A 26273-nucleotide genomic window follows, 5' to 3' on the forward strand; every position below is an offset into this window, starting at 1 on the left:
ATATGAAAAATCAAAAATCGTACACTGTTGAAGAAGCCACAAAAGTTTTAGAAGGTTATTGTGCTTATCAGGAACGTTGCCATAAGGAAGTGGAACAAAAATTGTACGATTTAAATATGATTGCTGAAGCTAAAGAAATAATAATACTTCATTTATTAAAACATAATTTCTTAAATGAGGAGCGTTTTGCAAAAGCTTTTGCACGAGGAAAATTTTCTATTAAAAATTGGGGAAAAATTAAAATTACTAATGAACTGCAATTCAAAAATATATCTTCATACAATATAAAATCAGCCCTAAATGAAATAGATGAAGTTGCTTACATTAACACTCTTGAAAAAATTGCACTAAAAAAATTTAATCAATTAAAAGAACCTGACTCTTATAAAAAAAAGGCAAAACTCACCAATTTTTTAATTTCAAAAGGATACGAACAACAACATATTTATGAGGTTACAAAAACCTTAAGTACTAAAAAATGATTTTATTTTTTAAGTGAACTTTTAAATTCATCATCCATCTTTTTATTAATGGCTGTTACCTTATCAACATTATCATTTGGAATGGTAAGGGACAATACATAATGTTCAATTTTCCAAGTACCGTTATCAAGTACAACTACTCCAGAACCTCTACAAATTCCCATATGAGTATCTAATAATTCATCAAACCAACCCATATCTCCATTGAAATTTAAATACACATTTCGCTCTAAACTTGTAAAACTCCAAGCTTTCCCTTTATCAAAATAAGGCTTACTGAATGATTTAAATTCATCTATTTTCCAGTTTTCATAGGCATCGGTTCCAATAAAAACACTTTGACTTGTCATTCCATTAAAATATAAATCATAATTAGCATCCGAAGCACTTTTATGCCAAGAATCTATGAACGCATTGATCTCATTTTTTTTATTTTCAAAAGACACATCCACTTTGTTTTTTTTAAGATTATTACAACTCAAAAAAGTGAAACAAATTATGGTAAAAATTATTTTTTTCATATTTACTGTTTTTTTAAAACATTTCTTTTATCGGGACTAATAAAAGGTTTAGGTAAAACTTTTTCACCCGTTTCCTCCATAATTGGAGCTTCAGCATCAAATTCTAAGTTATTTTGAATTTCTTCAGTTTTATAAATAGTGTTAATCTTTGCATTTAAAGAACCATACAATAACACTATTTTTTCAACTTCATCTTTTACCTCTTCATTGGTAATTGTCGAAATAGTTGCCATATCTGCTAATCTCAGTGTTTGATTATGAAGCACATTTAGTCTAGAAACAACACTTAATTCTTTAAATTTTTCAACGCGAATAGAATCCTTCATTTGACCCACAAGAGTTGATAATTCTTTCGCATTAGAAAGTGCTTCCGTTGGGGTTATTGAATAAAACTGTAACATAAATTTATCAACTTCTACATATTCTTTCCAATTTTTAACTTCTTCTAATGCGCTAGGTATTAGGGTTTCACCAATACTGTTTGAAATTCTATTTGAAATCACAGCCAATGAATCAGTCTTTTTAGAAGAATCCTCATCCTTCGTGTTATACTTACAAGAGATTCCAACAAATAATATAAGCAGTAAAATTGAATGAATAAATTTCATAATTAATTTAATGATCTCCAAAAATAGCAATTAATAAGCTATTTGTTAAATAAATTATCATTTTGATAAAAAAGACAATGTTTAAATTCAACATTTTAATTTCTGTATATTTGAACTTTGTTAAATGATGGTAATGAAATTATGAAAAACACTATTTTAGTTATTGGCGCCTGCGGTCAAATTGGAACTGAATTAACCTTAAAGTTACGCGATATTAATGGTCAAAATTCTATTGTAGCTTCGGATATACATGAAGGAAGTGATGAATTAATGCACTCTGGACCTTTTGAATTTATAAACGCTATGGATTATGAGAGTATTCTAAACGTGATTCAAAAATACCAAATTACAGAAGTTTACTTAATGGCTGCAATGCTTTCAGCAACAGGAGAAAAATATCCAGAAAAAGCATGGGAATTAAATATGAATTCGTTATTTCATGTTCTAAATTTAGCTAAAGCTAAAAAAATAAAAAAAGTTTTTTGGCCTAGTTCTATCGCTGTTTTTGGTCCAACAACTCCAAAAATAAATGCACCCCAAGAAACCGTGATGGAACCCTCAACGGTTTATGGAATAAGCAAACAAGCCGGAGAACGTTGGTGCGAATATTATTTTAACAAGTTCGGAGTAGATGTACGAAGTATCCGCTACCCAGGAATTATAAGTTGGAAAGCAATTCCAGGAGGTGGAACAACTGATTATGCTGTAGATATTTATCATCGGGCTATTTTAGAAAATAAATACACTTCTTTTTTAAGTGAAAACACTATGTTGCCTATGATGTATATTGATGACGCCATAAATGCTACAATTAACATTATGGATGCACCGTCGGAAACTATTAAAATACGATCGTCTTATAATTTGGCAGCAATGAGTTTTACACCAGAAGAACTTTTTAATGAAATAAAAAAACATCTTCCTAGTTTTGAAATTTCTTATAAAACAGATTTCAGACAAAAAATAGCAGACAGTTGGCCAAAAAGCATTGATGACTCTCGTGCAAGAGAAGATTGGGGCTGGAATCATTCTGTAGGGGTTAAAAAAATGACTTCAATAATGTTGGATAATTTGAAAATTAAGTACCGTACAAAAATTAAATAAAATTTAATTTTTTAATAAACCCAAGTTCTATTATTTCAATCCTTTTTTAAGGAAAAATATCAAAACACATTTTAGATTTTTCTTATATATCAACCTGTTTCCAAATGAACTAACCCTTTACGTTTTATTAAAAATTAATAAAAAAACTACATCGATTTCGCAAATTAATTATACTAGTGATAATTATCATAAGTTTAACCTTTGGTTCCTCTTAATTTTGTTCAATAAAAATTTTTTTTGAATAAAATTCAATTTTTACACTCATATTTAATGATAAATATAAATTTGAATTAATAAAATATATAATTTATGAATATTTCACATATTGAGCACATTGGTATTGCCGTAAATAATTTAGAAGAATCAATAAAATATTATGAAGAAGTGTTGGGCTTAAAATGCTATTCTATAGAAGAGGTTGTTGATCAGAAAGTGAAAACAGCCTTTTTTTTGGTAGGCGCCACAAAAATTGAACTATTAGAAAGCACTTCAGCTGAAGGTCCTATCGGAAAATTTATTGAGAAAAAAGGCCAAGGAATTCATCATATAGCTTTTGCTGTTGAAAATGCTTCAGAAGCATTAAAATTAGCTGAAGATAAAGGCGTAACACTTGTAGATAAAGTTTCTCGCAAAGGAGCTGAAGGTTTAAATATTGGTTTTCTTCACCCAAAATCTACACAAGGAGTACTTACTGAACTTTGTTCAAAATAAAAATAGTTAGGTAAAAAATAAAATATAATGGCAAATCAAGATAAAATTAATGAACTTATAGAAAAACGAGTTAAAGCAAAGTTAGGCGGTGGCGAAAAACGTATTGAATCTCAACATGCAAAAGGAAAATTAACAGCTCGTGAACGAATTGACATCCTTTTAGATGAAAATAGTTTTGAAGAGTTTGATATGTTTGTAACACACAGAACAAAATCTTTTGGACTAGATAAACAAATTTACCTTTCTGATGGTGTTATTACTGGTCATGGAACAATTGACGGAAGAATTGTATATGTGTTTTCCCAAGATTTCACAGTGTTTGGAGGTTCATTATCTGAAACATACGCATTAAAAATATGTAAGATAATGGATATGGCAATGAAAATAGGAGTTCCTGTAATTGGCTTAAATGATAGCGGTGGTGCTCGTATTCAAGAAGGTGTTAGATCTTTAGCAGGTTACGCCGAAATTTTCCAAAGAAATATTATGGCCTCAGGTGTAATTCCTCAAATTTCAGCCATTTTAGGACCTTGTGCTGGTGGTGCGGTTTATTCTCCAGCTTTAACAGATTTTACAATTATGACCGACCAAACAAGTTACATGTTTGTAACAGGGCCAAAAGTTGTGCAATCCGTTACCGGTGAAATTGTTACGGCCGAACAATTAGGTGGTGCACAAATTCACGCAACAAAATCAGGTGTGGCTCACTTTTTAGCTGATAACGACGAAGAAAACTTATTATTAATTAGAAAGCTTATGAGTTATCTTCCTTCAAATAACTTGGAAGAACCACCATCCTTAGTTTGTGACGACCCAATTGATAGATTGGATGACAAATTAAATGAAATTATTCCTGAAAATGCCAATAAACCATATGACATTTTAGATGTTATTTCTACCATTATTGATTATGGTGATTTTACTGAAGTACATAGAAATTATGCAAGAAATATTGTTGTTGGTTTTGGCCGTTTTAATGGTCGTTCAGTAGGTATTGTTGCAAATCAACCAAAATTCTTTGCTGGGGTTTTAGATTGTGAAGCTTCAAGAAAAGCAGCCCGTTTTGTACGTTTTTGTGATGCATTCAACATTCCCATCGTAACGTTAGTTGACGTACCAGGTTTTCTGCCTGGAACAGGTCAGGAATATGGCGGAATTATTCTGCACGGAGCAAAATTATTATTTGCTTATGGAGAAGCTACTGTTCCAAAAGTTACCATAACGCTTCGCAAATCTTATGGTGGTGCACATGATGTAATGAGTTGCAAACAATTAAGGGGCGATTTAAATTATGCTTGGCCAACTGCAGAAATTGCAGTAATGGGAGCTAAAGGAGCTGTTGAAGTATTGGAAAGTTCAAATATAGATAAAATTGAAGATGCCGATGAGAAACTTCTTTATATAGAACTAAAAGAAGATGAATACAATACCAAGTTTGCGAATCCTTATGTAGCTGCAAAATATGGGTTTATTGATGATGTAATTGAACCTAGAAATACCCGTTTCCGAATTATAAGAGGATTAGAAATGTTAGCAAATAAAAAAGTAGTAAATCCACCTAAAAAACATTCAAACATTCCATTATAATATGATCCCAACAACATTATATATAGATCAAATGAGTGAGGGCTACGTTATTTTAATCACTGGATTAATAATTGTATTTCTTTCATTATTCTTACTCACTATGTTTTTCAAATATGGTTTACCAATTTTACTATATACCTATAAAATTTTAACCAAAGGAAGAGACAAAAAAATAAAAGATATTGCTATTGAGGCAGATGAGAAGTTTACCGGTGAAATAGCGGCAGCAATTGCAACAGCAATTCACTTATATTTAAGGGAACAACACGATACAGAAAATACCGTGCTTACCATTAAACAAGCGCGTAAATTATATTCTCCATGGAGTTCTAAAATATATGGTATACATAATATACTCAAATAAATAACTAAAATTAGTATGCCGTATTTCAATTAGTCAATTCGCATACATTAAAAAATATATAAAAATGAAAAATTTTAAATTTAGGATATATGAGAATAATTATAATGTTAGAATTCTATCCCATGAAGATAATATTATAGATTTAGAGGTAAACGGAACTTCCTATTCTGTTAAATTAAAGGAAGAAATTAAAGTAACCAAAACGCCCACTTTTGTTCGTTCTGCTTCAAAAAGTCCTGAGCCATTAAAAATGAGTGCAAACACATCAAGTGCTAAAATTAGTGCCCCTATACCTGGTACCGTATTGACTATAGATGTAAAAGTTGGTGATATTATTAAAGTAGGTGACAGATTGTTAGTGTTAGAGGCAATGAAAATGGAAAACAATATTGCTTCTGAAAAAGCAGGTACTGTTACTGCCATACATGTTGTAGCAGGACAACAAGTATTGCAAAACGAATTAATGGTTGAACTTACATAAAAAACTAGCACGCAATGGTTTTTAACTTAAAACCATTTCTAAAAAATAATAAAAAATGAAGAAAATATTATTAATATTTGGAGTTATTTCTTTGCTAGTTTGTATTAGGCCTGCGCTCGGATTAGGCACTAATTCAACCAGCACAATTGCATCTAATACAATTGAACAGAATGAAGAAACATCAACTGAAGCTTTTATTGATGAGGCTTTTGACGGAATTAAACAATTTTATCATTATACTGGTTTTGCTAATGCTACAGCTGGCCATTTATTTATGATTTTAATTGGAATTATATTTATATACTTAGGTATAAAATTTGACTATGAACCACTGCTCTTAATACCAATTGGTGCGGGTGTTATGATTGGAAACATCCCTTTTGTTTCTGGTTATCAAACAGGAATTTATGAAACAGGTTCTGTTTTAAATTACCTCTATTTTGGGGTTGCAAAAGGGATTTATCCTCCGCTCATTTTTTTGGGAATTGGCGCAATGACGGATTTTTCTTCATTAATTGCTAACCCAAAATTAATGCTATTAGGGGCTGCTGCTCAAATAGGTGTTTTCGCAACTTTTATAGGTGCTTTGTATTTAGGATTCAGTCTTCCTGAAGCTGGAGCAATTGGAATTATTGGTGGTGCAGATGGCCCAACCGCAATTTTCCTTTCATCAAAATTAGCAAATGGAATTAATTTATTGCCCGATGGAACAACTGTAAAAAACTTAATTGGACCAATAGCAATTGCCGCATATTCATATATGGCTTTAGTACCAGTCATTCAGCCTCCAATTATGAAACTACTTACAACTAAAAAAGAACGCTTAATTAGAATGAAACCCCCAAGAGCGGTTTCTCAAAAAGAAAAAATGATTTTTCCAATTGCTGGATTGTTATTAACAACATTTATATCTCCAAGTGCTTTACCATTATTGGGTATGCTGTTCTTTGGAAATTTATTAAAAGAATCTGGAAGAACAGAACGTTTGGCAGATACTGCTCGTACTAAAATGATTGATATTGTAACCATTCTTTTAGGAGTTACTGTTGGAGCTTCAACACAGGCCGATATTTTTATTACAAAAGATTCTATGTTAATCTTCGGATTGGGAGCAGTCTCATTTATTATTGCAACTGCAGGTGGTTTGCTCTTTGCTAAATTTATGAACCTATTCTTAAAAGAGGATGAAAAACTAAATCCGTTAATTGGTGCCGCAGGAGTTTCTGCAGTGCCCGATAGTGCGAGGGTTGTTCATGCCGTGGGGCAAAAAGCAGATCCACACAACTATTTACTAATGCATGCTATGGCACCTAACGTTGCTGGCGTTATCGGTTCTGCAGTTGCTGCAGGTATCATATTGAGTTTTTTAGGGAATTAAGTATTCTATTGATTATAAAATCAAAATCTAATAAGGTAAAATAAATAAAAATTTATAATTTAATGAAAACGAAAAAGCTGCAAAACCATTTTTTTCGATAGATTTGGAAGTAGCAATAGGGTTAAATAATTTTAAGTAAAAGTTATTTTTAACAACAAATAATGATATCACAATTAATAAAACAAAATATGAATAATAAAAATAAATCTCTTTTTTCCGAATTCAGCCCTGTTACCAAACAAGAATGGATGGAAAAAGTGACCATTGATTTAAAAGGTGACGATTTCAACCGAAAATTAGTGTGGAAAAATTTAAGTAAAATTGACATTCAACCTTTTTATAATGTAGAAGACTGTATTGCTTATTTAAAAAATACTGGTGAAAACTCTCAATCTTTAATTAACTACCGAAACATAAATGTAACCGATGCTGAGAATGGAAATAAATTGGGGTTAAAGGCAATTGAAGAAGGAATAAACGGATTAATTTTTGAAATAAAAGAAAACGTGTCCGTTGCTAAATTATTAGATGGAATCGATTTAAACCAAATAGCTATTTCATTTAATTTAACATCAAATGAAGTTGCTTTTGCAACAGATTTTTTTGCATTTGTAAATGAGAAACTTATAGCTTTAGAAAATTTAAAAGGTTATTTTAATACACATTTATTTTCTAATTATGTAACAATAGGAAATTTTAATTCAAGTGATTTTGACACCATTTCTTCTTTAGTTAATTTAGCTAAAAAGTATCCTAATTATAAAGCCATTACAGTTTCTGGAACAGAATATTTAGATTCAGGGGCAAACCAAGTTCAAGAAGTTGCTTATACTTTAAATTCATTGGTTTTCTTAATAGAAAAACTAACTGAAAGAAAAATTGAAGTCCAAACAATATTTAACAACCTAAACTTTCAATTAGCCATTGGTTCAGAATATTTTGTTGAAATTGGAAAATTTAGAGCTTTCAATAATTTACTTGCCGAGATAGCCTCAAAATACAATGTTTTCGAATTTTCAAATACCATAACTGCAAAAACTTCAGTTTGGAGTAAGTCAATTACCGATGCCCATACCAACTTATTACGCGCAACCACTGAGGCAATGTCAGCTATTTTAGGAAATGTAAACGGAGTTTTAATTGATGCTTATGATAAAGAATTTAATGAATTTTCAAATTTTTCAAGTAGAATAGCGGGTAATATTTCAACCATATTAAAAGAAGAATCGTACTTTGGAAAAGTTTCAAATCCGGTAGATGGAAGTTATTATATTGAAGAAGTAACCATTAAAATTGCTGAAAAAGCATTAGAATTATTCAAAGAAATTGAAATAAAAGGCGGTTTTTACACCGCTTTCGAAAGCGAAATCATTCAACAGCAAATTGCTGAAATTCGTCAGGAAAAAATAAAGTTAATTAGCCAAAGAAGATTACCAATGGTTGGAGTTAACAAGTATCCAAATTTAATGGAAACGGTTGATTCAGCCTTACTTTCATCTGGCTCTATTGCAAACTCCAAAGTTTTAAAACCTAGAAGAGCTTCATTAGAAATTGAAGCGGTTAGAAAAACCACCGAAGAATTTGTTGCAAAAACAAGCATTCGACCAACAGTTGAATTAACAAGTTTTGGAAATTTAACAATGCGTAAAGCCAGAGCTGCTTTTGCGTATGATTTTATTGGAGTAAGTGGTTATAATGTTTTGCAAGAAAAAAGTTTTTTATCGGCCATAGAAGCTGCCCAAGAAAGCGCAAAATCGAATTCTAATGTAGTTGTAATTTGCAGTTCGGACCAAGATTATGATGAAAATGCAGTATCTTTTGTAAAAGCATTTAGAGCATTAAACACTGATAAAGTATTGCTATTGGCTGGAGCTCCGGCAAATTTAAGTGAATTAACTGAAGTTGGATTAGATGGTTGTGTTAACATGAAATCAGATGTTATAACTACACTTTCAAACATTCAGAAAAAAATTCAAAAAACTATTAAATCCTAAGAAGTATGAAATAAGCCAGTACTCTACGATTTTTATAAATCTAAATGATTATTAGCTAATTCCATCTGACAATTAAATCAAATAAAAAATAACAGATGAAACCAGATTTTTCAGATATAAAACTAAATTCATCAACTAAACAAACAGTTGCCGCTTCAGAGAATAAAGACGTTTGGAATACTCCAGAAGGAATCCCAGTAAAAAAACATTTTACAAAAGATGATATAAAAGATGCGGAACATTTAAAATTTGCCGCAGGCTTACCTCCTTTTACTAGAGGACCTTACAGTACAATGTATGTTTCTCAACCTTGGACAGTGCGTCAATATGCAGGTTTTTCTACTGCCGAAGAATCAAATGCATTCTATAGAAGAAACTTGGCTGCAGGTCAGAAAGGACTTTCAGTCGCCTTCGATTTAGCTACACACCGAGGGTACGATTCAGATCACCCTCGTGTAACTGGTGATGTTGGTAAAGCAGGTGTTGCCATTGATTCTATTTTAGATATGGAAATTTTATTCGATCAAATTCCATTAGATAAAATGTCAGTTTCAATGACTATGAATGGTGCTGTATTGCCCATTATGGCATTTTACATCGCCGCTGCAAGAAAACAAGGCGTTGCCTTAGATCAATTAAGTGGAACCATTCAAAATGATATTTTAAAAGAATTTATGGTTAGAAATACTTATATCTATCCACCATTACCTTCAATGAAAATTATTGGTGATATTTTTGATTATACCACTAAAAATATGCCTAAGTTTAACTCTATTTCTATTAGTGGTTACCATATGCAAGAAGCTGGTGCCACAGCTGATATTGAGTTAGCATATACCTTAGCTGATGGAATGGAATACATTAGAACTGGATTGGCTTCAGGTTTAAAAATTGATGAATTTGCACCTCGATTATCATTTTTCTGGGCAGTTGGAATGAATCACTTTATGGAAATTGCAAAAATGCGTGCTGCACGTATGCTTTGGGCAAAAATCATAAAATCTTTCAACCCACAAAATCCAAAATCAATGGCATTACGCACCCATAGCCAAACTTCTGGATGGAGTTTAAGTGAGCAAGATCCGTTTAACAATGTAGCCAGAACTTGTATTGAGGCAATGGCTGCTGGATTAGGTGGAACACAAAGTTTACACACAAACGCATTGGATGAGGCAATTGCTTTACCTACAGATTTCTCAGCGAGAATTGCACGTAACACGCAAATTTTTATTCAAGATGAAACACAAATTACAAAAGCAGTTGATCCTTGGGCTGGAAGTTATTATGTTGAATATTTAACACAGGAAATTGCTAAAAAAGCTTGGAAATTAATTGAAGAAGTTGAAGAACTTGGCGGAATGGCAAAAGCTATTGAAACTGGTGTTCCAAAAATGCGAATTGAAGAAGCGTCAGCCCGTAAACAAGCACGATTAGATTCTGGACAAGACATTTTGGTGGGAGTAAACAAATTCAAAACAACTGAAAAATCTAATATAGAAATTTTAGAGGTTGACAATACAGTTGTAAGAGATTCTCAAATTGAACGTTTGAAAAAACTTAGAGAAAATAGAGATCAGGCAGTAGTTGATGCAAATATTGCTGCATTGTCTTATTGTGCTGAAACTGGCAAAGGCAATTTATTAGCCTTAGCTGTTAAAGCTGCTGAAAATTTTGCTACTTTAGGTGAAATTTCAGATGCTTTAGAAGTTCATTTTGGTCGTCATAAAGCAGATAATAAATTAATAAGTGGAGTGTACGGTAAAGAAGTAAATAACGATGTTACGTTTGCAAAAGCTCAAAAATTAGCAGATAAATTTGCTGAAATTGAAGGACGCAGACCACGAGTAATGATTGCCAAAATGGGTCAGGATGGTCATGACAGAGGTGCTAAAGTTGTAGCTTCTAGTTTTGCAGATTTAGGTTTTGATGTTGATATGGGATCTTTATTCCAAACGCCCGAAGAGGTTGCTAAACAAGCCATTGAAAATGATGTTCACTTTGTTGGGGCATCAAGTTTAGCAGCTGGACATAAAACATTAATTCCTCAATTAATAGGTGAATTAGAAAAATTGGGCAGACCTGATATTATGGTTTTTGCAGGTGGAGTTATTCCAGCACAAGATTATGATTATTTACTAAAACGTAAAGTAGCAGCCATTTTTGGTCCTGGAACTGTAATTTCTGAATCTGCTATTACTATCATGGAAAAATATTTGGAGAAAGAATAAAATTCTAGCTTATTATATTTTAAGGCTGCTTAAAAAGTAAACCTTCGTCAACCTGAACTTGTTTCAGAATGACGGGTTTCAAATACTTCTTAAGCAGACTTTTATTTTTACAATTATTAAAATTTAGAATACTATTTTTGCACTTCAATATAACCTATGGATTTTTCAAAAGTAAAACTTGTTGTAACGGATATGGATGGTACGTTACTAAACTCAAAAAGTGAAGTTAGTGATCGATTTTTTACAATTTTTAATCAGTTAAAGTGCCAAAATATTCAATTTATAGCCGCAAGTGGTCGTCAATACCATAGTATTGTAGATAGATTATATCCTATAAAAAATGATATCACAATTATAGCAGAAAATGGTGGCATGGTAAAACAAGGGGAAATTGAATTATTTTCGACCACCTTATTACAGGAAAACTGTATTAAATCAATAAAATTATTACGCACAATTAGTAATACTTATATTGTTTTATGTGGCAAGGAAATGGCCTATATAGAAACTGAAGATGAACACTTTATTTCAATGTTTCAAAATTATTATTCAAAATTTACCATTGTAAAAGATCTTACCAAAGTTGCAGATGATAATTTTTTAAAAATAGCTGCTTATCATTTTGAATGTTCAGAAACATATATTTTTCCTGTTGTAAAGCATTTAGAAAATGAAATGCAAGTAATAGTTTCTGGGGAACATTGGTTAGATATTTCGCATGATAATGCCAATAAAGGATATGCTTTAAATATTCTTCAAAATAAATGGGGCATAACCAAAGAAGAAACCATGGTTTTTGGAGATTATAACAACGATTTAAATATGCTAGAACTTGGATATTTTAGTTATGCCATGGAAAATGCACATCCTAATGTGAAAAACATTGCCAAATTTAAAACCAAAAGCAATAATGAACATGGGGTTGAATTGGTACTTGAACAAATGATAAATTCCAGAAATTTAATTTAAAGAATTTTTAAATTCTTGAATCATAATCTCTGCGGCTTTTACAGGCGATATTTTATTTGATATTATCTTTTTTTCTAAATCATTTAGTTGATTTTTAATATTTTTTGAACCGTAAAATAATTGTTTTAACTCTTCATTTATATTGTTATACATCCATTGTATTTGTTGGTAATTTCTGTTTTTATTGAAATAACCATTTTCATCAACCATTCTTTTAAAATTTTTAATTTCATCCCAGACATTTGAAATTCCAATATTTTTAATTGCTGATGCAGTACTAACCACTGGACTCCACCCCGACTCTGATAGAGGAAAAATATGAAGTGCATTCTGGTATTGTATGCGTGCCATTTCACTCATACTAATATTATTCCCGTCCGCTTTATTAATAACCACCATATCAGCCATTTCCATAATTCCCTTCTTTATTCCTTGAAGTTCATCACCAGCCCCAGAAAGCATCAGTAATAAAAAGAAATCTGTCATTCCATGCACAGCAGTTTCAGATTGTCCAACACCCACAGTTTCAATTAATACAACATTATAACCTGCAGCTTCACAAAGCAACATAGTTTCCCCTGTTTTATTGGCTACACCACCCAATGTATCTCCTGATGCAGAAGGTCTAATATATGCTTCTTCTAAGTTCGCTAATTCCTCCATTCGCGTTTTATCTCCTAAAATACTTCCCTTTGAACGCTGACTACTTGGATCAATCGACAATATGGCAACTCTGTGCCCTTCCTTAATTAAATGTTTACCAAAAGATTCAATAAAAGTACTTTTCCCAACACCAGGCACCCCTGTAATCCCAATTCTAATTGAATTCCCCGAGTGTGGTAATATAGTTTGTATAATGTTTTTTGCTAATAGTTTATCACTTTCTAAACTGCTTTCAATAATTGTAATGGCTCGCGAAAGTAGTACTCTATCACCTTTTAAAACACCATCTATATATGCTGATGAAGTTAATCTTCCTTTTGGTTTGTAGTTCTTCATTAAATACAATCTTATTATTTACAATAGTATTTCAAAGGTATGAATATTGCTAAAATGAAGTATTACAAAAAAGGATTTAACTCATAAATTATTAGAAAAGCTAGTTATAATTTCTATTGGGAAAAAAATATTTAATTTAAAAATCCTTTTTTCTTAGTTTAAAATTCATTCTAATAACTGGTAAAACAACCCACATTACAAGAATGGATATTGATAAAAACATTCCTAAATTAGTTCCAAAGAACTTTCTGAAAACGGCACCTGTATAACCTAATAAAGCCGAAATATCTAACTTTAATAAAATTAAAATGCGAGATAAATCAATTGGATTGGACATGGTGGCAATTAATGAAAATTTATCCAATGGATATTGATCAAACATTACTAAAGAAATTAAGAAAATACCATCATAAATTACTGCAAAAAACAACCACATTAAAATAGCATATCCAAAACCCTTAATTTTATTTTCAGTTGAAAGTGCAATATTATAAGATAGTGCAACAAAAATGAAATTCAAGAAAGAACCTATAACAAGTAATAAACTGAAATCAAATATTGCAGATGACTTAAACAAACCGTAGGCAATAAATGGAATTCCTAAACCTAATACTAAACTTAAGGTTAATGACAGCGAAATACCTAAGTATTGCCCCATAAAAATTTTATTCCTATTTATCGGTTGTGCCAATAATAATTCGGTAAATTCTTTGGAATTATAGTAATACATTACGCCAAAAATTGTTCCAATCATTGGTGTTAATACTATGATAATGTTCATTAATGTTATCACTGCTTTTGACACATCGTTATTTAAGAATAACAACACAAAACCAAGTGCTAAATAAAAAGCAAAATACACATAACTCCAACGGCTTCGCATTAAATCGTAAAAACTATATTTTAATATTTTAAGCATATTGTTTGGATATTAAGTTGGCAATTGCATGCTCTAAATTATCGATATTTGTGTGTTTTTTAAGCTCGTCAATACTTCCCTTAAAATAAATTTTACCATCTAATAAAAACACAATATCATCAGCAACTTCATCAACAAAACTCATAATATGAGTAGTAATTAAAATGGTTTTTCCTTTTTCCTTTTCTTTTTGAATGAGTTCTTTTAAATAAATTAATGCAATTGGGTCTAATCCATTTGTAGGCTCATCTAAAATTAGTAGTTCACTATCAAACATAAACGCAAGTACAATATTTACTTTCTGTTTGGTGCCTCCTGAAAGGTTTCCTAATTTTTTTTGAAGCGAATCGTTCAACCCAAATAAATCTATTAATTCTTTTTCATTAGATTCTTTTGGACGAAGATTTTTAACCATTTGAATCAATTCAAAAACGGTTAAATTTGGAGGGAAATTTGCAATTTGAGGCAAATAATTTAAATCGTTTCTATAATCCCACTTTTTTAAAACACTTTCATCCTTAAAAGTGATTTCTCCTTCATTTGGAATTACCATGCCTAATAAGCATTTTATTAACGTTGTTTTTCCCGATCCATTCGGACCGAGAATAGCGGAAATTCCACCCTTTTTAATTGCTAAATCTAAGCCGTCTAAAACGGTTAATTTTCCAAATCGTTTGTGTAAATTTTTAAAATCAATCATTTATTCTTTTCATTACAGGGTTGATATCCATTAAATCATCGGGGGTAAAAACAGGTGAAACTTTTTCAGAAAAATTGATAATATCAACAAATAAACTTCTTAATAAAACCAACGCTTCTGGTGTTCTATTTACTATATACGAAAATAGTTTTACTGGTCTATAAGGTATATCTCCAATCCCATCTTTATCTAGATCGTAACCTGTATATTCACTCCAATAATTATTTTCAAATTTATTATCATTAACCTTCGTATCATATGACAAATCTAATGAATTATGTAAAAAATCGTTATATTCAAAAATATTTGCATAGCAAGCTCCGGCAATTTTAATAGCCCAACCATTTCGTAAAAAGGTATTATTCTTATAATTTATTCTGTTACAACCTTCTCCTTTAATTCCAATGGTGTTTTCCTGAAAAATATTATTATAAATCTCAGCGTCGTAAATTTCTTTGAGCAAAAGTCCATACGATGCAGATCCCCAATTATGAATAAATTTATTTTGATACATTTTTATAAATTTTGAAAACATAACTGCAACTCCTGCACCATTGTTTTTAAATTCGTTATTGTAATAAGTGTCATTATTTGAAAACATAAAATGAAGACCGTACCTAATATTATTATGACTGAAATTATTGTGAATTTTACTTTGTGTTACAAATTCGAAATAAATACCATCACGCATTCCAAAAACCTCATTTCCTTCCACTTCCACATTAGAACTATGCCAAATATGAATTCCATTTCCAGAATTGGCTTCATTTTTAGCAAGACTGGATACAGTATTATTTATAATTTTTCCGAAATGGGATTTTTCTATTAAAAATCCAAAATAGACATTTGCAAGAACTATGTTTTTAATGGTAAAATTATTGCTCTTAAAAACTTTAATGGCAGACTGTTCTTTGATATAACTTATACCAACATTAATGATTTTTAAATTTCTAATGGTAAAATTATTAGCAGATATTATAAAAATTCCTTCTTTATTACTACCATCTACAATAGTTCCAACTTCGCCATAAATTGTAATAGATTTATATATTTCAATACTGTTTTCTTTATAAATACCTTTTTTGACAAATATAACATCGCCATCTTTAGCAACTTCAACAGCTTTTTTAATGGAACTAATTTCACAAGTACTACAAACTTCAATTTTTTTAGCTTGACCCAAAAAACCTAAACTTAGAAATACTAAAATTAAACCGCCTCTTAACATTATTTATTTATAAAATATTGGTTTAAACTTTCCCAAGTGTAAATTTCGCCTACATTCATTTTAAGATATTCTTCAGCTGTTATTTGAGAATTAAACGCAGAAAGATTTTCACCCATAGGACTTTTAATTGCTGGACTAATTAAATAAAAGGCTGATTTTGCATCGATCATTTCTCCAGGATTACTGTAATTAGCAACCAATATAATTGCTATACCCTCCTTATCCTTTTTAATTAAATCATTTACCAAACATTCAACCGCATCAAATTTAAATTGCTTTCCTTTCGATGTAACGTATTGCGCTGCATAAGTATTATCAACAATATTCATTACACAAAAATTACATTGATCCTTTCCATACTCAATAGCCTGTGGTTCAATTTTACACGAAAATGTGAACAATAGTATGATAATGCCAATAACTGGCTTATAAAGTTTAACCTTCATTGTTTTTGAAATTAATAGTTTTATAAATATACATTAAAATGAATAGTTAATTTGAAAACATTCATTTTTAACTATTTTCTAACGAGTTATTTTTTTTTTATATTTTAGATTCCTTTTTTCCTATAAAAAAAGCAACTATTGTTAAAAAAACACCTGCGAACATTAAATAGGCACCAAGCCTTGGGTAAGAATGCGCTTTAAAATTTAAAATATCTTTAGAGCCAAATAATGGAGGTTGAAATCCCATAGGTGTACCGTCAGGATTTTTGAAATTCATTATTGCTTTTGGATCTAAATTATGACCATAGTCGTATTCCCACAAATAAAAATCATACATCCCAGCAATTCCAAGCAAACATATTAAAACAATCCAAACTAAATAAAGTTTATGCTTTCCTAAAATACCTATAAATACACCTAATACAACCATAATAGCAATAACTATTGGGAAAATTTTAAACTCTGGAATTGTTTCAGGAATGTACTGCATACCTACATAATGATTCATAAGGTTGATATTTTTAATATCAAATTCGTGAGTATCACTAAATTTATTTATGTGTATATCCATACCTAATGGAATTGGATATTGAGGTGCTTCTAGAGTTATGTTCCAAAGTGGAAATACAAATAATGCAAGCAATAGTAAAGAACCAACAATCATTAATATTTTTGATTTCTTCATAATATTTATTAGTTTAAATTTAAATTAATTATTTAATATAATTTGTCTAACAAATTTACAAAATAACTAGGTAAAGGTTTGTAATATAACTCACATAAAGGATAGTATAGTCTTATATATTTTTAATGAAAAACGGGCAAGAGATTTAAACTCTTGCCCGTTTAAAAATTCTTCTAAATCAATCAAAAAGAATTTTATTTAGCTCCTACAGGGTCTCCATCAAGGGTAAAAGTTAAAGGTACTTTGGAACCTTTAGGTGATACCCTAACATATCCCTGCATTTCTTGATGTAACGCAGAACAGAAATCGGTACAATAAAATGGCCAAACTCCAACTTGTTTTGGTTCCCATATAAATGTCTCAGTTTGCCCTGGCATAATCAGCAATTCAGAAGTGTTTGCTCCAATAATTGCAATTCCATGAGGTACGTCATAATCTTGTTCCAAGTTAGTAACGTGAAAATAAACTTTATCTCCAACTTGAACACCCTCAATATTATCTGGTGAAAAATGAGAACGAATCATGGTCATATAAATATGAACTTCATTTCCATTTCTTACAACTTTAGAATCTGCCTCAGATTTAGCAACATATTTATGTTTATTATCTTCTAACTTATATATTTTTTTAGAACGCTCTTTGATGATACTTGCTGGAATACCTGCAGCATAATGTGGCTCACCAATGGTAGGAAAATCTAATAATAATTCCATTTTTTCGCCTGTAATATCATACAATTGAGCAGATTGAGTTACTTCAGGACCTGTTGGTAAATAACGGTCTTTTGTAATTTTGTTCATTGCCAATACATATTTTCCAAAAGGTTTACGAGAGTTTCCTCCAGGAATCATTAAGTGACCAACCGAATAATATGTAGGTTTTCTGTCAATTACTTCCCAGGTTCCTAATTTCCATTTTACAACTTCTGAAGAAATAAAGAATGTAGTATACGCATTCCCTTTGCCGTCAAATTCAGTATGTAATGGCCCTAATCCTGGTTGTTTTACAACACCACCTAAAATATCTTCGTATTTTAAAATTGGAATACCATACGCTTCACCATCAAATTTTTTCCCTTCAATAGCAGCCAACATTTTAGTGAATGAATGTGCTGTTAACTCTGCAGCAAGTTTTCCGCTTCCAATAATATATTCACCAGAAGGATCAACATCACAACCATGAGGTGATTTTGGAGTAGGTAAAAAGTAAATAGCTCCTGGAACATCCATCGGATTCACAATCAATACCTCTTTTTTCATGGTAGAAGTCGCAGTATGGGTATGCTCATCGTACACATTGTGTGCATAATTAGTTGGTGCTTTTTTACCACCTCCCTTATTTACATATTCTTCAATTTTTTTCCAATTGATTGCAGCAATAAAATCTTTATCGTTTTGTGATGCATTAACTTCTAATAAAGAATTTGCCTCCTCTGTATTATAGGTTGTAAAGAAAAACCAACCATGCGATTTTCCTCTTCCTGGATGCGATAAATCATAATTAAAACCAGGCATCATTAATTGGAATTTAATATCCATTGCTCCATCTTTTGGATCAACACTTATAAAAGTTAATGCACCTTTGAAATTTCCTTTGTATTCATTAATAGGCATATCTCTTTGTGGATAAGGAACTGAAAAACGTGTTCCAGCCACAACGTATTCTGTATTTTCAGTAACAAAAGAAGAACTATGGTTACCTGCAGAATTTGGAATTTCAATGATCTCAGTAGTTTCAAAAGTTGTTAAATCAATTTTTGCAATACGAGGTGTATTATTACCATTAATAAATACCCAACGCCCATCTAATTCTCCAGCTGTTTGAGAAATATCTGGATGATGCGAATCGTCCCAAGGCACAAAACCATGAGAAGTATTTAACATTGGTTTAGTTTCTTCGTTAAAACCGTACGCCTTTTCAGCATCTACTGAAAAAACAGGAATAACTTTAAATAAACGTCCTGATGGAAGTCCATATACGGCCAATTGTCCGCTAAATCCACCTGAAATAAAAGCATAAAACTCATCGTGCTCACCAGGAGCAACATATACTTTTTCGGCAGCATTAGAAGATAAAGCTCCATTTTGTTTTGAATCGTTATTACCACAACCAATAAAAAATAGTGACGTTATAGTAATAGCAATTAAAGATTTAAAAATTGTTTTCATATATAATTATATTTAATTGTTGTTTGTTAATCTCTTTGTTTATTCAACTTTTAATGTTCTAAAATATTCCAAGATTGCACGTGCTTCTGGTTCAGTTAAACTCTGATTTGCCATTGGCGATAAATACTCTGCTAATAATTTTTTTGCAGCTTCATTTTTTTGAACCATTTCGTCTGGATTTAAAATCATATTCATAATCCATTCAGAAGTACGTCTTCCTGTTATTCCTGTTAAATCTGGACCAACAAAACGTTTCCCAATTTTATGACAGGCCGTACATTTAACTTCAAATAATTTCTGTCCTTCAACCACCAATGCATCGTCAATTTCACCTAAGGTAATGCTTGTAACTGGACCAATTCCTTTATCTTGCATTGGGTCAACAACTGCAGCTTCTTTATTTTCTTCTGTTTGTTGAGTTCCATCCTTTTTACCATCGTTTCCACAACTCATTACTAAAGCTACTACTGCTGATAATACTACTAATTTTAATTTCATTTTATTTTAATTAACTGTTGTTTATTATTTATTCTGTTGGCACTAACACATCACCTATAACGTGTATCCAACCATTACTTACTTTAACCGTTTTTAATACTTTTGTCCCACCAACATAAATTCCATCTTCTTTTTCTTCAACTACTAAATATTTGCCTGAAGCCATATACAATTTTCTTCCTTTTTGAGCTTCTTTAACTAATTGTGTATCAGGGTAATTTGCGGGTGCTACATGGTTGGTTAAAATAAATGCAAGTTGACTTTTGTTTTCTGGTTTGAGCAATCCTTCTACCGTACCTGCTGGAAGTTTTTCAAAAGCACTATTTAGCGGAGCAAATATTGTAAGAGGCCCAACATTTACAACTGCATCTTCTACACCTGCTGCCTCAATAGCTACAACTAATGTTTTAAAATCGTCCAACGATTTTGCAACTTGTAACGCATTTGCTGCAGAAACATCATCAGTAACGGCGGATTGTCCTTTTCCTTCACTCACCGCATCTGAAGTTGAGTCGTCATTTGTTGATTTAGTTTCTCCTTTGCAAGAAATAATAATCATGGCGGCTACTGCTAAAAGCCAGATTGATACATTGATTTTTTTCATAATTATAGAATTAACGTTAATGAATTTTGACAAATATATTGAGCCTACTTGAAATATAAAATGACAAATATCATACAAAACGAATAAAAGATGTTTTTATCCCTTATTTAGTAACATCCTTTACATTCCGTTTTAAAATATTGCCTTAAATTTGCATTTTTCTGATAAATTACTCACTTTGTAAGCAACTTAAAAAATCTGTCAAAAACTGAAATAAATATACAAAAAAAATGAATAACCCCCTAATAAATAAAAGTTTAGCAAAAAGTTCAAACTATAGTAATTACAGAACTTCAGTACAAAATTTATTGAAACAAGAAAAATCTACAGGAAAAGAGCAATCATCTGTGTTATTAGATTATAGCATTTTAAATAATAAAAGAATGGATCGGTTAGATAAAACCATTTCTTTAACAGAAGAGACAAAAAAAACAACAGATCTTTTAACTGAAAAAATTACAATGTTAGTTATTGCCGAAGGTTGGTGTGGTGATGCAGCGCAAATAATACCAGTTTTAAATAAAATAGCAAGTTTTTCTCCCAAAATTGACCTTAAAATTGTTTTAAGAGATGAGAATGAAGATCTAATGAACCTTTTTTTAACCAACGGAAGTAAATCAATTCCAAAAGTAATTATTTTAAATAATGAAAATTCCATCGTAGAAACTTGGGGGCCAAGACCCTCGATAGCTTCTAAAATGGTAGAAAATTTCAAATTACAACATGGAAGTTTAAATGCTGAATTCAAAAAAGACCTTCAGCTTTGGTATAATAAAGATAAAGGCTTATCAATTCAAGAAGATTTTATTGAAATATTTAAGTCGGTTTAGTTGTATTTATTAAATATATTTGACTCAAAATATTTTAAATGATACTTCCTTTTGATGAAATTCCAGACGACGCAAAACTATTTATTTTTCCTTCGAGCAGAAAATTCTATGAAATAGAACTTCTTGAAATAAACAGTTTGGTAACAGCATTTTTAAACAAATGGGAATCAGACGAAATACCTTTTAATTGTTCGTATGAAATTCGTTATGATCGATTTATTATTATTGTTGTTGACGTAAGTATTACACCTTTAAGTCTTGAAAATCACGATGCATTAATTAGTCTTATTTTACAAATAGAGCAAAAATATGAAGTGTTGCTTTTAGATAAAATTAATGTTTGTTACAAACAAGGAGAGTATGTTCAATACAAAGAGTTAAAAGAATTTAAACTGTTAATAAAAAACAATAGTGTTTCTAAAAATACGATAGTTTTTAATACGATGCTTAACACCAAAGAAGAATTAGAGTTCGATTGGGAGATAAATATTATGGATAGTTGGTTAGGACGATTACTATAAAAATATTATTCCCAACCCGATAGAAAAACTATTTAACCTTCCGTTTACCATATTTTTTATTTTTTTTTGATGAAATGCTGTGCTTAGTACAATTCCAAAATTTTGTCCAGTTGCAATATTATACCCTAAACCAATTTTATAATAATCACCATTTTCGAAATTGCTACCAAGTTTTAAAAGTTTTCCAATACCCACTTCTACATAAAATTTATCGTCATCAACATGTGAAATTGCAACCTTTGTATCTAGATAATAAGGAATTGCCAACAAATTGATATTTGGATGCCAATCTAACCCAATATTTGCCCCAATAGTCATAAAATTATTTATTTCAACATCTACTCCATTTCTAAAAAAAAAGGCTCCTGCTACAAAAAAAGTGTTATCTTCTTCATTATTTAGAGCACTAGCTATATTAAAATTATCATTATAGGCCAGCGTCCAATTTACATTAAAATTATACATGGCTCTTTTCTGAGAAAAACCATAAAAAGAAAGTAATAGTACAACAATAGATAGGCTATTTTTCATAGTACTTTTTTATAGGTTAGCAATAAAGTCATCAATAGTTATACCATTATTTATATGGAAGTTTCCAATTTTAGTTCTTCTTAACTGAGATAAGTGAGCGCCACAATTTAAAGCCTTCCCAAAATCATAGGCTAATGATCTAATATAAGTTCCTTTGCTACAAACTACTCTAAATTCAATTCTTGGAAAATCTATTTTTGTAATTTCAAATTCATTAATAGTAATTTTTCTTGCTTCAATTTCAACTGTATTCCCTTCTCTAGCAATCTCATACAAACGTCTCCCTTCTTTTTTTATGGCTGAAAAAATTGGTGGTTTTTGATCTATTTCGCCAATAAAAAGTTTTGTAATATCATAAATTAATTCTTTGGTAATATGTTCTGTTGAGTAGATTTGATTAATTTCGGTTTCTAAATCGTAACTTGGAGTGGTTGCTCCAAGAGTTAATTCGCCTGTATATTCCTTTATTTGAGCCTGATATTCATCAATTTTTTTAGTGAAATTTCCAGTGCAAATTATTAACAAACCCGTTGCCAATGGATCTAAAGTACCAGCATGACCAACTTTTAATTTTTTAATATTGAACTTGTGAGTAATATTCCAACGTAATTTATTTACCACCTGAAATGAAGTCCAATTTAGAGGTTTGTCAATCAATAAAACTTGTCCCGATTTAAAATCTTCAAGTGTTAACATTATATAATTGTTAAAGGATATAAGAAAAAATGAATTATAATTATTGAAATACCCAACAAGATACGGTAATAGCCAAATAGTTTAAATCCACTTTTACTCAAATAATCTATAAAAGATTTAATTGCAACCATTGCAACTAAAAAAGCAATAAAATTTCCTAAAATAAGAAGGTTAATTTCCTCAGAACTTAAGGTAAATCCATTGTTAAAATAGTCAAATAGTTTTTTTGCAGTAGCTCCACACATGGTAGGCACAGCTAGAAAAAAAGAAAATTCGGCAGCCGTTTTTCTATTTAACTTTTGTGTTAAACCACCAACAATTGTTGCACCGCTTCTTGAAACACCGGGAATCATTGCTAAAACCTGAAAAAAACCAATTTTTAGAGCCATTCCATAGGATATAGTCAAACTTTTATTTGTTTCCTTTTCATTGGAAATAAACCAATCATCTACTTTTAACAATAGAAACCCTCCTATTATTAAGGACATTGCTACAATTAAAGGGCTTTCCAATAAAACATCAATTGCTTTATTAAAAATTAACCCGAAAATTATGGCTGGTATAATGGCAACTCCCAATTTTAAATAAAAATCAACACTTTGAAAAAATCGTTTCCAGTACAAAGCAACAACTGCTAAGATGGCTCCAAGTTGAATAACTATAGTAAATAATTTGGTAAAATCGTCATTTGCAATTTGTAAAAAAGATGAAGCAATAATCATATGACCAGTTGAAGAAACAGGCAAATACTCCGTTATCCCTTCAATAATGGCTAATAAAATAGCTTCATAAAAATTCATGCTTACTTTTTATGTCCTGTTAATATGGCATAAATTTGAATACCCAACCCAATTAGCACCAATGTTGGAGCTAATCTAATACGCTGAAAATTATACATTTCCTCATTAAAAACATCAGGATTATCGCTGCCTCCACCAGCCATTAATATGAATCCAACAGCAATAAATGCAATTCCAATTGCCATAATTATGTAATTTCTTTTACCAAAAAGAAATTCAGGCTTGTTTTCATTTTCGTTCTTATTTGCCATAATCTAATAATAGAGTTCATCTGATCTTAAATTTAAAAATCGTTGTGTTGCAAAAAACGTACTTAAAAACGTAATTAATATTCCTAATAAAATAATAATTAAAAATATAATTCCAAAAATACTGTAATCGGCAAGTATTTCTAATTCTGGAATAGCATTGTTTACATAAAAGGCAAATGCAACTAAACCAACAAATGCAACAAATGCACCTAAAATACCTAATTTAACGCTTTTCCAAATAAATGGAATTCTAATAAAACTTTTTGTAGCACCAACCATTTGCATTGTTTTAATAGTAAATCTTTTAGAATAAACCGATAATCTAATTGAACTATTAATTAAAACAACTGCAATTAAGGTAAATAAACCACTGAACGCCAACATCCAAAAACTTAACCTATTAATATTTTGAGTTAATAATTCAATCAAAGGTTTATCGTAAGAAACTTCAGAAATAATGCTTCTTTTCATCAATTCCTTTTCAATTTCTAACATTAATTCAGGAGTAACAAATTCAGAATTTAAAGAAATATCAATGGCGTTTTTTAAAGGATTATCTCCTAAAAAAGCAACAAAATCTTCTCCAATTTCTTCAGAATATTTTTTTGCTGCTTCTTCTTTAGAAATATAAATAATGCTTTTTGTATATGGTTCCTTTTTAAGTTCAGCCTGTAAGGTTTTTAAATCTTTGTCGGAAACATTGTCTTTTAAAAATAATGTAATGGCTACTTTTTCTTTAAAATGGGTTGTAATACTTTTAGTTTTGAGAACAATTAAGCCCAATAAACCAACCAAAAATAATACTAAAGCAATGCTTACTACAACAGATATATAGGAAGATCTTAATCTTCTTTTTTGGTATTTTTCAAATGTTTTATCCAACAGAAATGTCTTTATTTAGTGCTGCAATATACAAATTTGTTCTTAGTTGCCATGTGGTTTTTTATGAGTTATTTTATTGATTTTTTTTCGAACTCATTTACAATGGTAACCTACTTTTTAATGACTCGTTTTTTAACTTGCATCCTGACATAACTCAATCAGCACTCCATTTGTAGATTTTGGATGTATAAAAACTACCAATTTATTATCGGCTCCTTTTTTTGGGATTTCATTTAAAACAATAAAACCTTCATTTTTCAATCGTTCAACCTCTGCTAAAATATTATCAACCGCAAAAGCAATGTGATGAATACCTTCTCCCTTTTTTTCGATAAATTTTGAAATAGGACTATTTTCATTTGTTCCTTCTAATAATTCAATTTTATTTGGACCTACTTCAAAAAAAGATGTTTTTACACCTTCACTTATAACTTCTTCTACTTTATAATGCGGTTTTCCAAATATTAAGGCAAACAATTCGTTCGCTTTTGCCAAATCTTTAACCGCTATTCCTATATGTTCAATTTTATTCATTTATTTTATTTCAAAATTATGGTACAAATTTACTGAAATAAATGCTCCTTTATTCTGTGAAAATTCAACTTTCTATAAAAATTTCTGGAACTTTATCCGTTGAATGAAAAACAAAAATAATAATTATGTACTTTTAAATGTTATTTTTGCAACTATGGAAACAAATAGACAAAAAAAGATTGCAGGTGTTTTACAAAAAGACCTTGCAGATGTGTTACAAAGTGCAGCACGTGATGGAATGAGAGGTGTTATTATTTCTGTTAGCAAAGTAAATGTTACTAGCGATTTATCTCAAGCGAAAATTTATTTAAGTATTTTCCCGCAGGTTAATAGAGATACTATTTTAAAAGGTGTAAAAGAGAATACCGCAACTATTAGGTATGAAATGGCTCAACGCACTAAAAATCAATTGCGCAGAATGCCTGAACTCTTATTTTATGTTGATGATAGTTTAGATTATATTGAAGGAATTGACAATGCCTTAAAAGGCGAAGAAGAAAACCCTATAAAAAATCCTACTATTTTAGAGCAAAGACAAAAACGATAAATTGAAA

At 30.5% G+C, this 26273-nt stretch carries 30 protein-coding genes; 13 read left to right on the forward strand and 17 right to left on the reverse strand.

The window, feature by feature from the left end:
• The first annotated feature begins 2 nt into the window (after positions 1-2).
• A complete protein-coding gene (locus Q8S45_RS09765) occupies positions 3-482 on the forward strand; it encodes a regulatory protein RecX (protein ID WP_305604195.1) in 480 nt (159 codons plus the stop codon).
• Between the two features lie 2 nt (positions 483-484).
• On the opposite strand, the gene Q8S45_RS09770 is transcribed toward Q8S45_RS09765, so the two are convergent.
• Positions 485-1003: a nuclear transport factor 2 family protein gene (locus Q8S45_RS09770; RefSeq protein ID WP_305604196.1), complete on the reverse strand. Its 519-nt coding sequence runs from the start codon at positions 1001-1003 to the stop codon at positions 485-487.
• A 2-nt stretch (positions 1004-1005) separates the two neighbouring features.
• Positions 1006-1611, reverse strand: coding sequence for a hypothetical protein (locus Q8S45_RS09775; RefSeq protein ID WP_305604197.1), 606 nt, complete (start codon positions 1609-1611; stop codon positions 1006-1008).
• A 141-nt stretch (positions 1612-1752) separates the two neighbouring features.
• Here Q8S45_RS09775 and Q8S45_RS09780 point away from each other — a divergent pair, with 141 nt between their 5' ends.
• The 9 genes from Q8S45_RS09780 to Q8S45_RS09820 all read left to right on the forward strand — a co-directional run bounded on the left by Q8S45_RS09780 (position 1753) and on the right by Q8S45_RS09820 (position 12427).
• A complete protein-coding gene (locus Q8S45_RS09780) occupies positions 1753-2715 on the forward strand; it encodes an NAD-dependent epimerase/dehydratase family protein (RefSeq protein WP_305604198.1) in 963 nt (320 codons plus the stop codon).
• Positions 2716-3024: 309 nt separating this feature from the next.
• Positions 3025-3426, forward strand: a complete 402-nt coding sequence (gene mce / locus Q8S45_RS09785) for a methylmalonyl-CoA epimerase (protein WP_305604201.1) — start codon at positions 3025-3027, stop codon at positions 3424-3426.
• Between the two features lie 27 nt (positions 3427-3453).
• Entirely contained in the window at positions 3454-5013 is a 1560-nt protein-coding gene (locus Q8S45_RS09790; protein WP_305604205.1) for an acyl-CoA carboxylase subunit beta, read from the forward strand.
• Between the two features lies 1 nt (position 5014).
• On the forward strand, positions 5015-5377 hold the full coding sequence (locus Q8S45_RS09795; RefSeq protein ID WP_305604207.1) for an OadG family transporter subunit: 363 nt from the start codon (positions 5015-5017) through the stop codon (positions 5375-5377).
• Positions 5378-5441: 64 nt separating this feature from the next.
• On the forward strand, positions 5442-5858 hold the full coding sequence (locus Q8S45_RS09800) for an acetyl-CoA carboxylase biotin carboxyl carrier protein subunit (protein WP_305604209.1): 417 nt from the start codon (positions 5442-5444) through the stop codon (positions 5856-5858).
• Positions 5859-5913: 55 nt separating this feature from the next.
• Positions 5914-7236 (forward strand): sodium ion-translocating decarboxylase subunit beta, encoded by a 1323-nt coding sequence (locus Q8S45_RS09805; protein ID WP_305604211.1) that lies wholly within the window; start codon positions 5914-5916, stop codon positions 7234-7236.
• Between the two features lie 188 nt (positions 7237-7424).
• Positions 7425-9230 (forward strand): methylmalonyl-CoA mutase family protein, encoded by a 1806-nt coding sequence (locus Q8S45_RS09810; RefSeq protein WP_305604213.1) that lies wholly within the window; start codon positions 7425-7427, stop codon positions 9228-9230.
• Between the two features lie 95 nt (positions 9231-9325).
• Entirely contained in the window at positions 9326-11458 is a 2133-nt protein-coding gene (scpA, locus tag Q8S45_RS09815) for a methylmalonyl-CoA mutase (RefSeq protein WP_305604215.1), read from the forward strand.
• A gap of 156 nt (positions 11459-11614) precedes the next feature.
• Positions 11615-12427, forward strand: coding sequence for a Cof-type HAD-IIB family hydrolase (locus Q8S45_RS09820; RefSeq protein ID WP_305604217.1), 813 nt, complete (start codon positions 11615-11617; stop codon positions 12425-12427).
• Here Q8S45_RS09820 and meaB read toward each other — a convergent pair.
• The 9 genes from meaB to Q8S45_RS09865 form a co-directional block, all read right to left on the reverse strand.
• The gene (gene meaB / locus Q8S45_RS09825) at positions 12419-13426 is read right to left on the reverse strand and encodes a methylmalonyl Co-A mutase-associated GTPase MeaB (RefSeq protein ID WP_305604219.1); all 1008 of its coding nucleotides are present in this window, start codon (positions 13424-13426) and stop codon (positions 12419-12421) included. The genes Q8S45_RS09820 and meaB overlap by 9 nt on opposite strands.
• A 136-nt stretch (positions 13427-13562) precedes the next feature.
• Positions 13563-14345: an ABC transporter permease gene (locus Q8S45_RS09830; RefSeq protein ID WP_305604221.1), complete on the reverse strand. Its 783-nt coding sequence runs from the start codon at positions 14343-14345 to the stop codon at positions 13563-13565.
• Positions 14338-15045, reverse strand: coding sequence for an ABC transporter ATP-binding protein (locus tag Q8S45_RS09835; RefSeq protein ID WP_305604222.1), 708 nt, complete (start codon positions 15043-15045; stop codon positions 14338-14340). The genes Q8S45_RS09830 and Q8S45_RS09835 overlap by 8 nt, the downstream gene beginning before the upstream one ends.
• Complete coding sequence (gene nosD, locus Q8S45_RS09840) at positions 15038-16273, reverse strand: nitrous oxide reductase family maturation protein NosD (RefSeq protein ID WP_305604223.1); 1236 nt, start codon at positions 16271-16273, stop codon at positions 15038-15040. The genes Q8S45_RS09835 and nosD overlap by 8 nt, the downstream gene beginning before the upstream one ends.
• Positions 16273-16719, reverse strand: coding sequence for a nitrous oxide reductase accessory protein NosL (locus Q8S45_RS09845; RefSeq protein WP_305604225.1), 447 nt, complete (start codon positions 16717-16719; stop codon positions 16273-16275). Before Q8S45_RS09845 ends, nosD begins: the two co-directional genes overlap by 1 nt.
• Before the next feature lie 97 nt (positions 16720-16816).
• A complete protein-coding gene (locus tag Q8S45_RS09850) occupies positions 16817-17404 on the reverse strand; it encodes a hypothetical protein (RefSeq protein ID WP_305604227.1) in 588 nt (195 codons plus the stop codon).
• 194 nt (positions 17405-17598) lie between these two features.
• Entirely contained in the window at positions 17599-19572 is a 1974-nt protein-coding gene (gene nosZ / locus Q8S45_RS09855) for a Sec-dependent nitrous-oxide reductase (RefSeq protein WP_305604229.1), read from the reverse strand.
• Between the two features lie 39 nt (positions 19573-19611).
• Complete coding sequence (locus Q8S45_RS09860; RefSeq protein ID WP_305604231.1) at positions 19612-20070, reverse strand: cytochrome c family protein; 459 nt, start codon at positions 20068-20070, stop codon at positions 19612-19614.
• 28 nt (positions 20071-20098) lie between these two features.
• Positions 20099-20674, reverse strand: coding sequence for a fasciclin domain-containing protein (locus tag Q8S45_RS09865; RefSeq protein WP_305604233.1), 576 nt, complete (start codon positions 20672-20674; stop codon positions 20099-20101).
• A 230-nt stretch (positions 20675-20904) separates the two neighbouring features.
• On the opposite strand from Q8S45_RS09865, the gene Q8S45_RS09870 reads away from it, so the two are divergent.
• Both Q8S45_RS09870 and Q8S45_RS09875 read left to right on the forward strand, forming a co-directional pair.
• Positions 20905-21504: a thioredoxin family protein gene (locus Q8S45_RS09870; RefSeq protein WP_305604235.1), complete on the forward strand. Its 600-nt coding sequence runs from the start codon at positions 20905-20907 to the stop codon at positions 21502-21504.
• Positions 21505-21542: 38 nt separating this feature from the next.
• A complete protein-coding gene (locus Q8S45_RS09875) occupies positions 21543-22025 on the forward strand; it encodes an ABC transporter ATPase (protein ID WP_305604236.1) in 483 nt (160 codons plus the stop codon).
• Here Q8S45_RS09875 and Q8S45_RS09880 read toward each other — a convergent pair.
• The 6 genes from Q8S45_RS09880 to mce (Q8S45_RS09905) form a co-directional block, all read right to left on the reverse strand.
• Positions 22020-22556 carry a hypothetical protein gene (locus Q8S45_RS09880; protein WP_305604237.1) on the reverse strand — a complete coding sequence of 179 codons (537 nt, stop codon included), beginning with the start codon at positions 22554-22556 and terminating at the stop codon, positions 22020-22022. The genes Q8S45_RS09875 and Q8S45_RS09880 overlap by 6 nt on opposite strands.
• A gap of 9 nt (positions 22557-22565) precedes the next feature.
• A complete protein-coding gene (gene truB / locus Q8S45_RS09885) occupies positions 22566-23252 on the reverse strand; it encodes a tRNA pseudouridine(55) synthase TruB (RefSeq protein ID WP_305604239.1) in 687 nt (228 codons plus the stop codon).
• Positions 23252-24052, reverse strand: coding sequence for an undecaprenyl-diphosphate phosphatase (locus Q8S45_RS09890; RefSeq protein ID WP_305604241.1), 801 nt, complete (start codon positions 24050-24052; stop codon positions 23252-23254). Before Q8S45_RS09890 ends, truB begins: the two co-directional genes overlap by 1 nt.
• 2 nt (positions 24053-24054) lie before the next feature.
• A complete protein-coding gene (locus Q8S45_RS09895) occupies positions 24055-24303 on the reverse strand; it encodes a DUF3098 domain-containing protein (protein ID WP_305604243.1) in 249 nt (82 codons plus the stop codon).
• 3 nt (positions 24304-24306) lie between these two features.
• On the reverse strand, positions 24307-25185 hold the full coding sequence (locus tag Q8S45_RS09900) for an ABC transporter permease (RefSeq protein ID WP_305604245.1): 879 nt from the start codon (positions 25183-25185) through the stop codon (positions 24307-24309).
• A gap of 132 nt (positions 25186-25317) precedes the next feature.
• Positions 25318-25719: a methylmalonyl-CoA epimerase gene (mce, locus tag Q8S45_RS09905; RefSeq protein ID WP_305604247.1), complete on the reverse strand. Its 402-nt coding sequence runs from the start codon at positions 25717-25719 to the stop codon at positions 25318-25320.
• A 154-nt stretch (positions 25720-25873) separates the two neighbouring features.
• Between mce (Q8S45_RS09905) and rbfA the strand changes: the two genes are divergently transcribed.
• On the forward strand, positions 25874-26266 hold the full coding sequence (gene rbfA / locus Q8S45_RS09910) for a 30S ribosome-binding factor RbfA (RefSeq protein ID WP_305604250.1): 393 nt from the start codon (positions 25874-25876) through the stop codon (positions 26264-26266).
• The last annotated feature ends 7 nt before the right edge of the window (positions 26267-26273 follow it).

Source organism: Lutibacter sp. (genome assembly GCF_030692605.1).
Lineage (GTDB): Bacteria > Bacteroidota > Bacteroidia > Flavobacteriales > Flavobacteriaceae > Lutibacter.